This is a genomic window from Bacteroides sp. CAG:189, from assembly GCF_000432295.1.
GTDB classification, from domain to species: domain Bacteria; phylum Bacteroidota; class Bacteroidia; order Bacteroidales; family Bacteroidaceae; genus Bacteroides; species Bacteroides salyersiae.
Map to the genome: position 1 here is coordinate 30,844 of NZ_HF991035.1, position 17,832 is coordinate 48,675.

A 17,832-nucleotide genomic window follows, 5' to 3' on the forward strand; every position below is an offset into this window, starting at 1 on the left:
TTCTAAATCAGTTTTCTACTTTATTTTTTAATAAATTTAGTTTTACCTGATTCTGTTTCAATAAAATACATACCCGTCTTAAGACTACTAACATCTACTTTATTAATTAAAAGAGTTCCTTCATCAATAGCTTTACCGGATATATCATAAATTACATATTCGCTATTCTCGGTTACTCCATCAATATAAAGAGATTCAACTGCCGGATTCGGATAAACGGAAATCGCATTGTTTGCCGTCATATTTCCAATACCTACAGCTTTTAGAGTAGTCACTTCTATTGCTTCGGAAGCTAACGAAAGTTTATCATTATAAACTGCCTTGACCGTATACGTATAAGCAGTATTCGATTTCAGACCTTCAACTTTATAACTTGTTACTATTCCAACCTCTAAATCATTATATCCTTCTACGATAGCATCGTCTTCTTTCACTGTGAGCAAGTAGTTGGTAGGCTCCATAGAAGCAGGAGTTTCCCAATTAGCTACAAAAGTTGTAATATTTATTTCTGTTGCAGCCAATGCTTTTACAGCAGGCACCAAAGTGGTAACTTCAACTCTATTAGATTCTTTCGAAACCTGTTCACCATAAACAGCTTTTACTGTATAAGTATAAGCCGTATTTACTTTCAAGTTTTCTACTTTATAAGTTACTACAGTTCCAACTTCCAAGTCATTGTATCCTTCTACTGCGGCATCACCTTCTTTCACTGTAAGAAGATATTGGGTTGGTTCCATAGAATCAGGAGCTGTCCAATTAGCAACAAATGCATTCTCTTCGATTTCAGTTGCATCCAATGCTTTCACTGCAGGTACCAATGTAGTAACAGTTATCTCATTAGAAACCTTAGATATAAGTTCACCGTAAACAGCTTTCACAGTATAAGTATAAGCCGTATTTACTTTCAAGCCTTCTACCTTATAGCTTGTTACAGCAGCAACATTTAAATCTTTATATCCCTCTACGACTTCATCACCCTCTTTCACCGTCAAAAGATAGTTTGTCGGTTCCATAGAAACGGGAACTTCCCAATTAGCAACAAAGGCATTTTCCTCAATATCTGTTGCGGCTAATGCTTTCGTTGTAGCGACTAAAGTTCTCACTTCAATCGGTTCGGAAGCTTTCGCTACATTCTTACCATAAACGGCTTTTACGGTATATGTATAAACTGTATTCTTTTTAAGACCTTCTACCTTACAATTTAGAACAGTTCCAACCTCTTTCTCCACATAAGCTTCTACCACAGCATCCCCTTCTTTCACTGTCAGTAAATAGTTAGTAGGTTGTATTGAAACAGGAGCTTCCCAATTAGCAACAAATGCATTTTCTTCAATGTCCGTAGCAACCGCTCCTTTTATAACAGGAACAGTAACCACCTCAATAGCTTGTGAAGCACCTGATGTTACCTTATCATAAACAGCCTTCACTACATAAGTATAAGTGGTATTTTCCGTCAAACCTTCTACATTGTAGCTTGTCACATTTCCTACTTCTTTATCATTGTATTCCCCAACAATAATATCGCCCTGCTTAACAGTTAACAAATATTTTGTCGGTTCTACGGAAGGTACTTCCCAGTTAGCAACAAATGCACTTCCTTCAATATCAGTAGCAGCTGCCACATTCACTGCAGGTACTCCGGTAGCAACACAAAACTCTTCAGATACCATCGGATAGTTGGTAGTAACCACACGAACTTTATAATTGCCAGCCATCAAATCCTCTTCTATATCAGCAATAAGTTGCCCGCTCTTATCTGTTACAATTTCAGTCAGAACTTTCGGATTTGCAAAGCTTCCTGTTGCATCAGACAATTCCAATGAAACGACATTAGCCTTCTTATCTATATTGGAAGGAGACATTGTACCCACCAAAGTATAATCAACAGTTATCTTTTCTCCCGGTTGATAAACACTCTTCGTTAATTTCAAGACCGGTTTATAGATAAGCAACATATCATCAATCAATACCTGATCTCCATCTGTTCCTTTACCCGGAGTTGAATTTGTGGCAAATGTAACCAACATATAATCAGCAGAAGTCGGTCTTTCAAACTTATCTACTTTCAATGAGTCTTTCCAATATTGACTATTATTCATCTTCTCATAGAAAGCATCAAAATTTTTCAATTCATAATCAAAAGGAATAGAAAGACGTTGCCAGCCACCACTCGGAGACACAGCCGGATAATTCATCTCCGCTTTTGCCACAGCGTGCAAAGAATCTAATGTTGCAGACGGATCAGCATAATTATACGCATCGTGTATCGTAGCTGCCACACGAGCCGTCCATGCAGTACTGCCGCTATAAGAGAAATTCACCCATACAGTTAACGAATCTGGGCGAGCACCATTCAATGGTTGATTAAACTCCGGTTCCTCCATTATAGTTCTGTTATGATTGGCCTGATCAGTTGCTACCATACTACCGGAATTGATTTTACCGCAAGTCAAATTACCATTAGCAGGAACTCCGAATACGGCTTTCGTCCAAATACGAACGCTCTGACTGCCATTACTTCCCGGACGCACAATCTCAGATTTCTCCATATGCACATTCTTCGTAAATCCAGCCAAACTACCACCACCACTCATAAATGAGTTCCATCCTACAGGTTCGGCTTCATCCCCTTCTTTTTCCCAAGCTTCAAAAGTACTATTTGTTAACTGAGTTCCATAATCTACTCCAGTAGTTACCGCAACCGGCAAAGAAGTAGTTATAGCATCACCTTCCTGATTGTAAGCGACAACAACAAGAGTATAAGTTACAGAAATATCCAATCCTCTAAACAAGTATTCACAATCAGTTGTTTCCACACTGCTAACCAGACCCGACTTACCGGTAATGGTAGCGCCATAATGATCAGCACCTTCAACAACTTCCCAAGCAACCAAAACTTCCCGTCCATCTACCGAAACCACTTTTGCAGACACTTCACCCGTAGTCACAACTATTTCATTTGAAGCCAAAGAAGTTGTTTCACCTTTTACAGATTGTACAGTATAAGTATAAGTCGTATTTTGTCTCAACCCTTCTACAATAACAGAAGTAACATCTCCTACAGCAAGTGCATTGTAAGCATCCAAGACAACACCTTCTTTTTTCACTGTGATCTTATAACCGGTCGCTCCATCCACCTTGTTCCATTTTGCAACGAACGAAGCACCTTTTATATCTTCAGCCGGGAAAGCTACAATACTACTGGAAGAGAATGCTTCAACCGAATATGTAACATTCACGTCGCTGGCAGGCATTACAAAAGTAGAATAATTCACTAATTTTGTACCAGTTACAGCCAAATCTTTAATAAGATAACCGTCTTCCACTGTAGATGTCAAAGTCACAGTTTCGCCTGCAGAAGCGTACTCCGGACCATTCACAACTCCATATTCCTGTTTTTCCGGATAACTTATTTTGTAAACAGCAGAAATATTTTCTCCAGCAAATACTGGCATACTCTCACCTTGTCCCCAAGTTCCTGCATTGCCATCAGCTGCATTCAGTAAATAAGCCACTTCACCAGAAGCAAAGCTTGCAACCGCTTTTGCCTGCACTTGCTCTTGAATTCCTTGTTCCTGATTTGAATTTACTGCTCCCAAATAAATTTCATTTTCCAAATAATAACAATTGGAAATCGTTCCATTAGATTTTCCCGCAATATTTCCATAAATGGTATCATTGGAAGCAGGAAGAGTAGGTTCATTATTTATCACATAGCTATTGACAACCGTACCCGATTCGATAACACCGACAAGTCCGCCTACCAAACCATTTTGCTTAGCCAAATTATCAGCTCCTTTATCAAACGGAAGATGCACAGTCCCCGAAAATCCGCAATTAGATATTACACCACTCCCTTTTAAGATAGAAGCAATACCTCCTACAGAAGGGCAGCTGGTACCCGATTTTTCATTAGCAAAAGTACTTCCGGTTATTACGATATTTTTAACAGTACCTCCATCGATCGTATGAAATAACCCCCAAGCCTTAGCCTGACTTTCATCTTTATACGACATAGCAGTAATGGTATGTCCCATACCATCAAATGTACCTTTAAAGCCTGCTGCACCGAGAGACACCCATCCATATTTCGACATGTCAAGGTCTGCTGCTAATTTCACTGTTTTACCTTCGAATGCATCAGTTGCACTTGCTACCGCAAAAGCCCCCATTTCTGCCGGAGTAGAAATCGTATATTCTGAAGCAGTAGCATCATACCATCCTGTGTCATAAGCATACTTATTTCCATAGTCCTTACCGCCATCTATCCAGTTTGTCAAGTCTTTATTCCCGGCATAAATGCTCTGGAATGCACAAAGAAAGACAGAAACAACAACAAAAAGTAATCTTCTTTTATTCATATTCTTTCATTATTGATTAAAAACGCTGCAAAGTAACAACAGTTTCCATTTTTAAACAAGGTCTATTTCTACTAATTTATATCCTATTACTAAAGTATCCCTTCTTTTTTAAACTATAAATCATTAGTATATGGAAATATATCTTTCTTCTTTTATGTTCTATAACTCAAGTAATGTAGTCTATTTATAAAAATATACCTATATTTGTGCATCAATAAACCAAAAGATTATGGAACAAGAATTACCTAAAATAGACATAACAGAAGATTTTGTTATAGGTAGTAATGCCGATATTGATCTTAATATATTGAACTTATACACACGATATCCGTGTAGACTTAAGGCTGAAATATTTGTATTGTGCATGAATGGTAGCATTGAGGCAAGTATTAATTTGTCCGAGTATACCATAAAGAAGAATGATTTCGTAACCCTTTCACCAGGAAGTATCATCCAGATAAACAAAATAGAAGGAGATCTAAAACTTTATTTCATGGTATTTTCTTCTGAATTTATCAATGGGTTAAACAAAAACAAGTCTATTATCGACCTAATTTATATTACAAAGAGCCATCCGGTTTTGTCACTGCCTGAAGAGTTTGCCTCTATCTACGAAGAGTTTTTTTGGCTCATGATGAAAGTATATTATAAAAAACGGTCTCCTTACAATCCTGAAATTTTAAAATGCATGCTTCTTTCCATTCTATATAGGTTGAGTGATATGTATCATGAACAACCCATCCGAAGCGAAACAGGTTCAAGCAGAAGTGAGGAAATATGTAAAACATTTGGTCATCTGGTTATCCAGCATTATACTCAAGAACGAAATATTACATATTACGCAAAACAAATGAATATAACGCCTACACACTTGAGTAACACTGTAAAACATGTTACAGGCAAGACTGTTATGGATATTATCTCGGAAGTTGTCATAGTAGATGCCAAAGCACAATTGAAATCGACTAACATACCGATACACGAAATTGCAGAATCTCTGAATTTCCCGAACGTATCTTTCTTTGGAAAATATTTCAAACGCCTTACCGGTATGAGTCCGCAACAATATCGGAACAGCGATAAATAAAAGTAAAGGTAATAACTTTAGTGTCGGATAAATTGTTATATTTGCAATATACAATTTCTTAAATCACACAACATCATGTTTAATTCATTTGGAAATATATTCAGGCTAACCAGTTTTGGAGAGTCACATGGAAAAGGTATCGGTGGAGTTATAGACGGTTTTCCGGCTGGTATCAGGATCGATGAAGAGTTCGTACAGAAGGAACTCGACCGTCGTCGTCCCGGACAATCGGTTATCACTACCTCGCGTAAAGAAGCGGACAAGGTGGAATTCCTGTCGGGTATCTTTGAAGGAAAATCGACCGGTTGCCCTATCGGCTTTATCGTATGGAACGAAAACCAGCATTCCAACGATTACAACAATCTGGAAAATGTATATCGCCCGTCACATGCGGACTATACTTATAAGGTGAAGTATGGCATCCGGGATCATCGCGGCGGCGGACGCTCATCGGCCCGCGAAACGATTTCACGCGTTGTAGCCGGTGCCTTGGCCAAATTAGCATTAAACCAATTAGGAATTCATATCACGGCTTATACATCACAAGTAGGCCCTATCAAGTTGGAAGGGAATTATACAGATTACGATCTGGACTTGATTGAAACCAATCCGGTACGTTGCCCGGATCCGGAAAAAGCAAAAGAGATGCAGGATCTTATCTATAAAATAAAAGGAGAAGGCGATACCATTGGCGGAGTACTGACTTGTGTTATCAAAGGATGCCCCATCGGACTGGGACAGCCGGTGTTCGGTAAGCTGCACGCGGCATTGGGTAATGCCATGCTGAGTATTAATGCAGCCAAAGCGTTTGAATATGGAGACGGTTTCAAAGGCTTAAAACAAAAAGGATCGGAACAAAACGATGTATTCTACAATCATAACGGACGCATCGAAACGCGTACTAACCACTCAGGAGGAATCCAGGGTGGTATTAGTAATGGACAAGATATTTTTTTCCGTGTCGCATTTAAACCGGTAGCTACTGTGCTTATGGAACAGGAAACCGTAAACATCGATGGTATCGACACCACTCTGAAAGCACGCGGACGGCATGATCCCTGCGTTTTACCACGTGCCGTTCCTATCGTGGAAGCAATGGCTGCCATGACAATACTCGATTATTACTTATTGGATAGAATGACACAAATTTAAGAGTTAGGAGCTGGTAGTTAGAATCTATGCAGCGTGTTGTTTGAAGACCAACTACTGACTACCAGGTACTAACCACCAACTACCAATTCCAACTACTAACTACTAAAAAATGGCTTATATTAAAGATTATATTGCAGTAAACGAACCGAAGATGATGGAAGATTTATTCAGCCTCATCCGTATCCCAAGTATCAGTGCACTACCGGAGCACCATGATGATATGCTGGCATGTGCACAGCGTTGGACACAATTGTTACTGGAGGCGGGGGCTGATGAAGCTATCGTAATGCCTTCTCAAGGAAACCCGATCGTATTCGGACAAAAAATTGTAGACCCGAATGCAAAAACAGTGCTTGTATATGCCCACTATGATGTGATGCCGGCCGAACCTTTAGAATTGTGGAAAAGTAAACCGTTTGAGCCTGAAATACGCGACGGACATATCTGGGCACGTGGCGCGGATGACGACAAAGGGCAGGCATTTATTCAAGTGAAAGCTTTTGAATATCTGGTCAAAAACGACTTATTAAGAAACAATGTGAAATTCATTTTCGAAGGGGAAGAAGAAATTGGTTCACCCAGTCTTGAAGCCTTCTGTGAAGAGCACAAAGAACTACTGAAAGCAGATATCATATTGGTATCGGATACCAGTATGCTGGGCGCCGACCTGCCCTCATTAACCACCGGCCTACGTGGACTGGCTTATTGGGAAATAGAGGTGACCGGACCAAACCGCGACCTTCATTCCGGACATTTTGGTGGTGCGGTAGCCAATCCTGTCAATGTGCTCTGTAGCATGATAAGCAAAGTGATAGATGCCGACGGTCGTATCACTGCCCCCGGTTTCTATGACGATGTGGAGGAAGTACCTCAAGCAGAACGGGAAATGATTGCACACATCCCATTCAATGAAGAGAAATATAAAGCTGCTATCGGGGTGAAAGAATTATTCGGTGAAAAAGGATACAGCACCCTCGAACGTAATAGCTGCCGTCCGTCATTCGATGTTTGCGGTATATGGGGAGGATATACGGGTGAAGGCTCCAAAACAGTTCTTCCTTCGAAAGCATTTGCCAAAGTATCCTGCCGGTTAGTTCCCCACCAGGATCATCATAAAATATCAGAACTGTTTGCAGATTACATCCGTTCCATTGCCCCGGAAACAGTACAAGTTAAAGTGACTCCGATGCATGGCGGACAAGGGTATGTATGTCCGATTTCCCTTCCGGCTTACCAAGCTGCTGAAAAGGGATTCGAAGTTGCATTCGGCAAGAAACCGTTAGCAGTACGCCGTGGAGGAAGCATTCCTATCATCTCTACTTTTGAACAGGTATTGGGAATCAAAACCGTATTAATGGGATTTGGTTTGGAATCAGATGCCATCCATTCTCCCAATGAAAATTTCTCATTGGATATCTTCCGAAAAGGAATCGAAGCGGTAGTAGAATTTTATAAGGAATACGGAAAATAGTGAGGAGTTAGGAGTAAGGAGTAAGGAGTTAGAAGTTCCATGCGGCATATAGCGCAGCCTACTACTAACTACTTACTACTAACTACCAACTACTAACTACTAACTATCAACTACTCCCTGTCTACGGAAGTCTGAACAGGAAATTAAAGCCTTTGCTTTCCTTAAAATCCTTATTCGCTTCACCGGCATAAATTTCGCCATTAGTCAGTGTTAACTTCTTCACACCAACTTTCGGACTAAAGTCTACCTTCTTTAAATCAATCCAAAAAAGATTGGGAGTCAATGTCGACTCAAAGTAATAGACCCGATCCTTTTGGTCGGAAACAGAGCGCCAACGGGTAGACGAGATATGTGGCTTATCCGGAGTAGAAATACCGAATGGCACAGATACATTCCGCATTATGCTCAGTACACTGGGGACTGCTATTTTCGGATCGGCAGTCTGCGGTATGGCATGTACATAAAATGAAGCACGCACAAAACGGTCGCTCGAACGATTGGTACCGGGCAACATTTGCAGACCACCCACTTCCTTCCAATAATCATTCACAGCCAACTGAAGATCATAACGTGGTGAATTAGTCATCACTTGATATTGTTTACCTTCGTGAATAATCAGATTTCCGTCGATATACTCTAAAACAGCCGTATTACCCGTTTCATCGGTAATTGCCATGTGCAACGTTGAAGCCGCTCCATTGGGCAGATGAGGTGCATCGATACGGAAAGTTTCTTTTTTCAATTCTGCCACAGCCTCGCTCACTGTAGCAAAATTATCAAGCACATATTGAGTCCAGATTCCGATTCCCATCACCGGACGTGTATCATTCGGACGCGTATAAATTGATTCCGGCAAGAAAAGCAGACTTGCTACGAGTCCTTTCTCATTCATTCCGTCACAAATACCGAGATCATAGGCAGAAGCAACAATACTTCCATATTTGGAAGTCCAGTTCACCACCTCTCCCTTATCATAACTGACCCGCTTTACACCACGTGGAAACAAATAAAGATTGGACATGATATCTTCTTTCCAATCCATTGTACGCCCGGTTATCACCATATTATCCGGCCCAAGATACACCGCACGTGTACATGCTTCGGACTTCTGTGCAAACATTAAAAATGCAGCAGCAAGCGCCATCAAGGCCGCCATTCCTTTTTTTGATTTCTTCATCACTTTACTATCTTTATTAAATCTTTAACCTGAGTCCGACATAACTCTTATCCCGCATGGCTTTCCCTCTTTCCGGAAAGGAGGAGAAACGATGCAGCATGATTCCTTATATCGAATTAACGTTATCTTTAATAAGAACAAATGGAAGGAAGAACAAGTTTTCGAAAAGATAGTTTTATTTATACAATCCGTAGGTGGTACGCAATACTTGGAACTCGGTACGGCGGTTAATCGCATTACATATTTCCTGCTGCTCCGGAGTAAGTGTCTTAATGAATTCCTCTGTCAGCACATTCCCCTCCTTCAAGAAAGGAGCTGTCTTCAGCACCGACTTATTCACAACTTTCGGTTTGCTCTCTCCGTATCCTTTTGCCGTAAGGCGATCTTCGGAAATACCTCCTTTAATCAAATAGCGAACAACCGATTCCGCACGTCTCTGCGAAAGACGCTCATTGTAAGCGTCATTTCCTTTATAGTCACAATGAGCAGCAAGCTCGATGGTTACATTCGGGTTATCGTTCAACAAAGCGATCAGTTCGTCAAGCGCAGTAGTCGATGCAGGGGTAAGGTCTGCCCGGTCGAATTCATAGAAAATATTCTCGATTAGCACCGGACGGGTAATGGAGGCCAATGGGAATTCAACCTCATAACTGCGGTCAACTTGGGCCGTATCCGTTACAAGTTCCTGTTTCCCGTTCAGATAACCACGGCAAGAGGCCAACATTACATAATGCTGTCCGGAATTGAGACGTTGAACGAATGACCCGTCTCTCTTCACATCTATTTTCAGATAAGTACCGTCGTCACCGACTATGGTTACCATAGCTTCCGGCAGCGCATCGCCTTCTTTATCATATACCCAGCCGGTAAGAGTATGATTCACTTCCGGCAATTCAAAGCTATAAATATGATCCCATCCGCGCGCATCTCCCCGGTTGGAAGAGAAAAAACCACGCTGCCGCCCCGGCTCATAAGTCATACCGAAATCATCTCCGGCAGAATTAATAGGCGAACGCATATTTTCCACTTTCCACCGCCCGGATACAGAGTCGAGCACTGCACAGAATATATCGAGCCCTCCCATACCGGGATGCCCGTTCGAAGAAAAGTATAACTCCCCCTTAGGGCCGAACGTAGGAAACATCTCGTCACCGGCCGTATTGATATCAGGCCCCAGATTATCCACATATCCGAAACCGTCCTTCACTACATTGATGCGCCACAAATCAAGTCCGCCGAATCCGCCGGGCATATCGGATACAAAATAAAGAAAATCTCCCGCCGGAGACATGGCAGGATGAGCCACTGAAGAAAGAGAATCATTCAGAATGGCACATTTAGTCGGTGTCCCCCAATTGGCGCCGGTACGTGCGGAAGCAAATATCTCGGCATACACAGGTGCCTCGGGCGATGTCCGGCAACGGGTAAAATACATGGTTTTACCATCCGCCGAGAAAGAACAGGCACCATCCTCAAACTCGCTGTTCACTTCCGACTCCAACGGTTCGGGCTTTTGCCAGTTTTTCTTCTCATCACGTTTGGAAGAGAATATATCGGCACTTTTCATACCGGTGATACCGTTCAGATCATTTCCTTTTGCCTCATTCCGGGTGGAAGTAAAATAGATGATATCCGTATCGTCTCCGGCATACATCGGGGAATAATCGCTGCGCCGGGAGAAGAAAACGGCTTCCCGTTTCACTATATGTCGTGTAGGGTGCTCCTTCCATTCCTGTGCCAAAGTGCAGGATTGCAAGCCATTCAACGCCAATGTATCATTAGGACGATATTGGAGATAGGTTTTATAGGAGGCAATAGCCGGTTTATACTCGCCATTCTTCCGCAAACTCTCTGCCAGATAGAAATGGGTTACCGAATCCGGATAGTGATAACGGATGGCATTCATGTAAGCCCCTTTGGCACGCACATTATAATTGATGAGACGATAACAGCCGGCCATCTTATAAGCGATCTCTCCACGCTGTTTCCGTTGCTTCGGGGGAGTGGCCGCATAGGCTTTCCGATAATATTTGGCTGCATCAAAGTATTCGCCGCGGGCATAACTTTGCTCGGCTCTCTTCAAACTGCGTCCTGCACCACAGGAAGCCAGCAGGAAAAGTAGAAGTATATAGATAAGTTTGCGGCACATAATCTTAGTATATAAACAGAAAAAAGAGAGGTTTATTGTAAACGGTTATCATCTTTTGCTATAACGATGTGATCATTCGGTATACCTGCCGGATGTTTTCCGTATTCGCTCCTTTCTTCAAAGCGTTTCACAATTAAGAGACGCATGTTTCACAATTATGAAACGATCGTCACACAGTTGCGAGACGCACGTCTCACATCCATGAAACGTGCAAAACTCCCAAGTAATTGTAAAGCTATCTCAATCGAATGCCTTTCTAAAAGTACACCCATTCTTCCATTCAGAACAACCATAAGCCGCCTTCCCCTTGATAATAGTGCCTTTACCGCACACCGGGCAAGGCTGACCGACCAAGAGATCCGTCTCACCGGTAACTGGCACTCCCTCCTTTCCGGATCCTTCAACTGCCTTTTCCGCACTCTTCTCTTCCTGCTTCTTTTCTTTTGGAGCAGCCGGTTTTCGGGTACGTTTTTTGGGCTCTTTCTTCGGCTTTTCTTCTGCTATTTGTGCCGCAGCTTCCTGTATGGTAATGCGACGGTTGGTATTATCAGACAATACACTTGTCACAATCTCCGAAACCATCTGTTTCAATTCTTCCAGAAACTGCCGGGCATCATAAGTTCTTTTTTCAATCTCACGCAATTTCTTCTCCCATATACCGGTCAATTCGGCCGATTTCAGGAGTTCCTCATGGATAAGTTGTATCAGTTCCACACCCGTAGGGGTAGCTATCAGATTCTTTTTCTCCTTACGGATATAGTTTCGCTTGAACAGGGTCTCGATAATGGCAGCGCGTGTTGACGGACGGCCAATACCATTTTCTTTCAAAGCATCGCGCAACTCATCGTTATCCACCAATTTACCGGCAGTCTCCATGGCACGAAGCAGGGTAGCTTCCGTATAGGGTTTCGGAGGTTGCGTCCACTTCTCATTCAAATCCGGCACATGCGGCCCGCTCTCCCCCTTCACAAAAGCCGGCAATACCCGCTCTTCATCCCCCTCTTTCTCCTCAACCTGTTCTTTGGCAAAAACAACCCGCCAACCCGGTTCAAGAATCTGTTTACCGGTCACCTTAAACTCGATCTTATCCACTTCTCCCAATACGGTGGTAGTAGACACCTTGCAATCGGGATAGAATACCGCAATAAAACGGCGGGCAATCAAATCGAACACCCGGCGTTCCATATCCGTCAGATTCTGCGGATATACTCCGGTCGGAATAATAGCGTGGTGATCGGTCACTTTCGAACTGTCGAATACTTTTTTGGATTTTGGAAGCTTGGCACCGTCCAACGGTGCAGTCAAAACTTCATAATCCCTCAGCCCTTTCAGAATAGCCGGACACTTCGGATAAATATCATCACTAAGGAAAGTCGTATCGACACGCGGATAGGTAGTCACTTTCTTTTCATAAAGCGACTGGATCAGTTTCAGAGTCTCATCAGCGGAATAAGCAAACTTTTTATTGCATTCCACCTGTAGTGAAGTAAGGTCGAACAGACGGGGTGCATACTCCACCCCTTTCTTTGCCGAAACATCCGTCACCACAAAATCCGATTGTTTTACCGTTTCCAGAAACTCCAGTCCTTCCTCTTTGGAAGTGAATTTTCCTTTCGTCGCCGAGAATGTAGTTTCACGATAGACCGTTTTCAATTCCCAATAAGGCTCCGGCTTGAAGTTTTCAATCTCCAACTGCCGGTTGACGATCAATGCCAGCGTAGGAGTCTGTACACGGCCGATAGAAAGAACTTGCTTGTTCTGCCCGTACTTAATAGTATACAAACGGGTAGCATTCATCCCCAACAACCAATCTCCCATTGCCCTGGAAAGCCCGGCTTCGTACAACGACTGGAAGTCCGATTGATCTTTCAACTTCGCAAAACCCTCTTTAATAGCTTCTTCTGTCAATGAAGAGATCCAGAGACGTTTCACCGGACAACGTGCTCCGGCCTTTTGCATCACCCAGCGCTGAATCAATTCCCCTTCCTGCCCGGCATCACCACAATTTATGATCTCATCAGCCTGTTGCATCAATCCTTCGATGATATGGAACTGCTTCTCATAAGTAGGATTCTCTATCAGTTTTATGCCAAAACGCGGAGGAATCATAGGGAGACTACCCAAGCTCCATGATTTCCATCCGGGGGTATATTCATGCGGTTCTTTCAAAGTGCAAAGATGGCCGAACGTCCAAGTCACTTGGTATCCGTTTCCTTCGATATACCCTTCTTTCCGGGTTCTGGCTCCTAAAATATCAGCAATATCACGTGCCACAGAGGGCTTTTCGGCAATACAAACTATCATTCTTTTGTTTTTAAAATCATGCAAAGTTAGCAAAAACAGGGAAAGTTACGAGAGGTATAGACATAAAAAAAGGAGCAACGCCTTGCTCCAACCTTTGTTAACCTTAAATCTAATACTATGAAAAACACGATGCAAATGTACGGCTTTTGAGGATATCTGCAAATAATCCAAGCAAAAAAGTATGTTTTACAACATTATTTAAGAGAAGCAGTAGAGTTTTTTACAATATATACCTCTGATTTTAACATCTGAAGCGTGGATAATGAAGCCTCTCCCCCAGCCCTCTCCGTGGGAGAGGGAGCTAAGTTGGTTTTGTAACTAATTAATAAACAAGAGTATCTGTACGCCCTCTCCCACGGAGAGGGTTGGGGAGAGGCTTCAATATCCTCTACACAAGTATTCAATAACAACATTCTACCTTTTTAATTTTATTCTTGTTTTAGTAACCCTCATCAATAAACTGTATTATAAATATCAACCCTATAAAATATAAAGAACGACTGTTACGTATGTCCAAGATGACCTATAGTCATTTATTTTATAACTTTAATATATAATATTATGAATTTAAAAAAACTGTTTACTATGGCAGCGCTTACAGCGTTATTGCCAGTAGTCCTGGCCAATAACCAGACTACAAGTAGTATTGCTACTAATTCTCAATCAACCACGGCAGAAAACAATGCCCCCAGCTCTTTTATTGAGTTTAATGGTTCCGATCAGTATATGATGATTCCTCATCATGCCGATTTCAACATAACGACTACTGAATCATTTACCGTTTCATGCTGGGTAAAACGAAATGTTTTAGAAGCAGATACCCGTTTCGTCGTGAAACGTGTAAAAAACAATGCCACCATCAAATCGGGATATGAATTATGGGGAAATGGCATAAGTAGTCAATTTTTCGCTGTGAATAGTCCCAATAATACAGGAGACCACAATAATTCCGTATCTGTCTATTCAAATATCCCCGGATATGCAGGTGAATGGCACCACATCGCTTTCGTCATTGATCGCACAGCAGGTATCATGTACGAATATCACAACGGTACAGCAGTTGCCAACAGCGGAATCAAGCCCATTGCTCCTTGGGAATGCACTAATACATATGACGTTCTTGTCGGAGCCGGATTCTCTGAAGAAGACACACCTAATTATTTCCTTAACGGTGCTATTGGCGGTTTGCATTTCTACAAACGGGCTCTTTCGGCAGAGGAAATCACTGCAGATGCAACGGCCGAAGTAGGCCCTGAGACAGACGGATTGGTGGCAGCCTATGATTTTCAGAATATTACAGGATTAAGAGTAACAGATATCAGCGGAAACGGACATACCGGCACATTAGTCGGCTTTACAACCGAACTTCCGGAAATCACCTCGGTAACCCTTGCCCAGAACAGCAAATTTACCGGACGTGGAAATCCATACGATCAGATCCTTAAAGCAACTGTAACAATGGGAGGAACAGACGCTACACAGGCATTACATTCTGTGAAAATGAATTTAAACGGAACGACCAATTTAGCAGATATCACGAAAATAAAAATCTATAAAACATCCGAAAACAAATTCGATGAACGCACAGCCCAAGATGCCATTTTATTAGGTGAATTTGTTCCCGCTGAAGGTGATATGACATGCGAATTTACAAATGCAACCATCCAATCCGGTACAAGCTATTTGTGGATATGCGCTGAAATATCGGAAACAGCAAACGAAGGTTCAAAAATCGATGCAGAACTGCATGAAATAACCACTGAAAGCCAAGCTTTCGAAATCGAAAATCCCGCTCCAACCGGAAGTCGTGAAATATTGCTGAAACGCCGCCTGGTATTTGCCCCGGGTGATTATGATTCAAAGAACTGGCGTATACCGGCATTACTTCAACTTTCAGACGGCACATTATTAGCAACTACCGACAAACGCAAATATAACGAAACAGACCTTCCGGAAGACATTGACATCGTTTCGCGTTATAGTACCGACGGTGGTCTCACTTGGAGTGAACCTGTAACCATTGCTGAAGGTAAAGGATATAAAAAAGGATACGGTGATGCAGTTATCGTTGAGGCAGCCAACGGCGATGTAGTGTGCGGATTCGTTGGTGGAAACGGACTTTGGGCCTCTTCCGCATCCGACCCTCAATGGTCGTATATCACTATCAGTCATGATAAAGGACGTACTTGGGAAGAGCCTAAAAACGTTACAGATCTGTTATGGGGAAGCAATTGTGATAATGCAGAACGCAAGGCCTTTACCCACTCTTTCTTCGGTTCCGGAAACGGTTTACGTCTGACTCGCGGAGAACACGCAGGACGCATCATGTTTGTTGCAGCAATGGGCTCCGGAAACCAGTTACACAATTATGCCGTTTATTCAGACGACAATGGTGCTACCTGGACAGTATCAGAACGTGCATTCAGCAATGGAGATGAAGCGAAAGTGGTAGAACTCAATGATGGCCGTGTATTAATGAGCGTTCGTCAAAGCGGTTACCGTGGTTACAGCATCTCTACAGACGGTGGAGAAACCTGGGGAGCCCAATCAAACTGGAACGAAATCAATACCAATGCCTGCAACGGTGATATCATCCGCTATACAGCAACAGATCAAGGCTTCAATAAAGACCGTCTGTTACATTCCATTCCTAATTCTTCTTCACGCCAGAACGTAAGTATATTTATCAGTTATGATGAAGGGGAAACATGGCCGACAGTAAAATCCATATGCCCATACAACTCTGTATATTCATCTCTCACCATCCTTCCCGACGGTACAATCGGAGCATATGTAGAAGAAAATCCGGAAGGAGCCTGCTCACTCTATTTTATGAATTTCTCTCTGGAATGGCTGACTGATGGCCAAGATGTATACACTCCTGCCGGTGAAATTCTGGAACAGGTAGAAACTCCTGTTTTCGATCCGGCCGGTGCGCGTTTGGAAGAGGGAGAAACATCTGAAGTTACAATCACATGCAGCACTCCGGATGCCGTAATCTATTATACATTGGACGGAACAATGCCTAATGCCCAGTCGGAAGTCTATACAGAACCGATTTTAGTATCTTCGGCAGTCACCATCAAAGCAATAGCTATCAAAGAAGGTATGACCAACAGTAAAGTTGCAACAGCAGAATTCACATATCCTGCCTATTGTACTCCGGATTATGAATCAAACCACACCCGCTATCTGACCTCTATATCTGTTACCGATGGTACCAATGAATTTACAAGCAGTCAGATTCAGACTGCAAAAACTCCCCGTCCGGTATACGTTGACAAAACAGATGAAATAATCTCCACTAAAGCCGGCGCAACGCTAAATCCGAGTACGGTATGGAACTTTGAATGGATGCATGCTTATGTATATGTAGATTATAATAAAGATAAAGAGTTCGACATCACCCTCAACGCAGACGGTAATAATGAAGGGGAATTAGTATCATATACATTCTATTCAGAAGACGGAGGTGCTGATGGCACAAATAGTTTAGGAGACCAGAAAAAAAATAATGTTGGAGCCAATGGTGCTCTCCCACGTTTCATTCTGCCGGAAAATCTTTCAGCAGGCGACTATCGCATCCGTTTCAAAATTGACTGGAACAGCCTTGCTCCTTGTGGAAGTGTCATTTCCGGAAACCATATTGCAAGCAATGGAGGAGCTATTGTCGATTTCACCCTTAGAATTGAGTCGGGAGATGTTGCCGTTAAAGACGTACAAGACGTTCCGAAAACAACATTTACCGGTGTAACCGGAGGTATTATGGTTCAAGGACAAGATTGTACAGCCGATATATACGATGGACAAGGCCGTCTAATTATAAAGAAAGCAGTTACAAATGGATCGTTTGTTTCCCTTTCTGCCGGCTTCTACATTGTCCGTAATGGAAAAGACAATGCAAAAGTAATTGTAAAGTAATAGAAATAGGATTCTCAAAACGAGAACAATAGCCTATATTTGATCTACAAATTACAGACTGTAATCAGAATTTCCCCTTACTCTTATCCTTAAAACGTCCAAAGGATAAAGTAAGGGGATTTCTACTATATGAATCAGAAGTGATCTCACTGGAAATCGGAATCAAAGAAGTAACCCGCATAAGAAAACAAAAAAATAGGAGCAGGATAT

General features: G+C 42.3%; 7 protein-coding genes and 1 pseudogene. 4 read left to right on the forward strand and 4 right to left on the reverse strand.

Annotated features, from left to right (window positions below; genetic code table 11):
* Positions 1-20 precede the first annotated feature (20 nt).
* On the reverse strand, positions 21-4,361 hold the full coding sequence (locus QVP90_RS05665) for a fibronectin type III domain-containing protein (RefSeq protein WP_005933462.1): 4,341 nt from the start codon (positions 4,359-4,361) through the stop codon (positions 21-23).
* A gap of 229 nt (positions 4,362-4,590) precedes the next feature.
* Here QVP90_RS05665 and QVP90_RS05670 point away from each other — a divergent pair, with 229 nt between their 5' ends.
* The 3 genes from QVP90_RS05670 (at position 4,591) to QVP90_RS05680 (ending at position 8,071) form a co-directional block, all read left to right on the forward strand.
* The gene (locus QVP90_RS05670) at positions 4,591-5,448 is read left to right on the forward strand and encodes a helix-turn-helix domain-containing protein (RefSeq protein ID WP_005933465.1); all 858 of its coding nucleotides are present in this window, start codon (positions 4,591-4,593) and stop codon (positions 5,446-5,448) included.
* Between the two features lie 75 nt (positions 5,449-5,523).
* Entirely contained in the window at positions 5,524-6,600 is a 1,077-nt protein-coding gene (gene aroC / locus QVP90_RS05675; RefSeq protein ID WP_005933466.1) for a chorismate synthase, read from the forward strand.
* A gap of 109 nt (positions 6,601-6,709) precedes the next feature.
* Positions 6,710-8,071, forward strand: coding sequence for a dipeptidase (locus QVP90_RS05680; RefSeq protein ID WP_021935894.1), 1,362 nt, complete (start codon positions 6,710-6,712; stop codon positions 8,069-8,071).
* A 121-nt stretch (positions 8,072-8,192) separates the two neighbouring features.
* On the opposite strand, the gene QVP90_RS05685 is transcribed toward QVP90_RS05680, so the two are convergent.
* The 3 genes and pseudogenes from QVP90_RS05685 to QVP90_RS05695 all read right to left on the reverse strand — a co-directional run.
* The gene (locus tag QVP90_RS05685; RefSeq protein WP_007482187.1) at positions 8,193-9,248 is read right to left on the reverse strand and encodes a linear amide C-N hydrolase; all 1,056 of its coding nucleotides are present in this window, start codon (positions 9,246-9,248) and stop codon (positions 8,193-8,195) included.
* A gap of 175 nt (positions 9,249-9,423) precedes the next feature.
* Positions 9,424-11,397, reverse strand: a complete 1,974-nt coding sequence (gene porE, locus QVP90_RS05690; RefSeq protein ID WP_005933469.1) for a PorE family type IX secretion system protein — start codon at positions 11,395-11,397, stop codon at positions 9,424-9,426.
* A gap of 422 nt (positions 11,398-11,819) precedes the next feature.
* Positions 11,820-13,701: pseudogene (locus QVP90_RS05695) on the reverse strand (DNA topoisomerase 3); the annotation flags it as partial.
* A 561-nt stretch (positions 13,702-14,262) separates the two neighbouring features.
* Between QVP90_RS05695 and QVP90_RS05700 the strand changes: the two are divergent.
* Entirely contained in the window at positions 14,263-17,622 is a 3,360-nt protein-coding gene (locus QVP90_RS05700; RefSeq protein WP_249932166.1) for an exo-alpha-sialidase, read from the forward strand.
* Positions 17,623-17,832 lie beyond the last annotated feature (210 nt).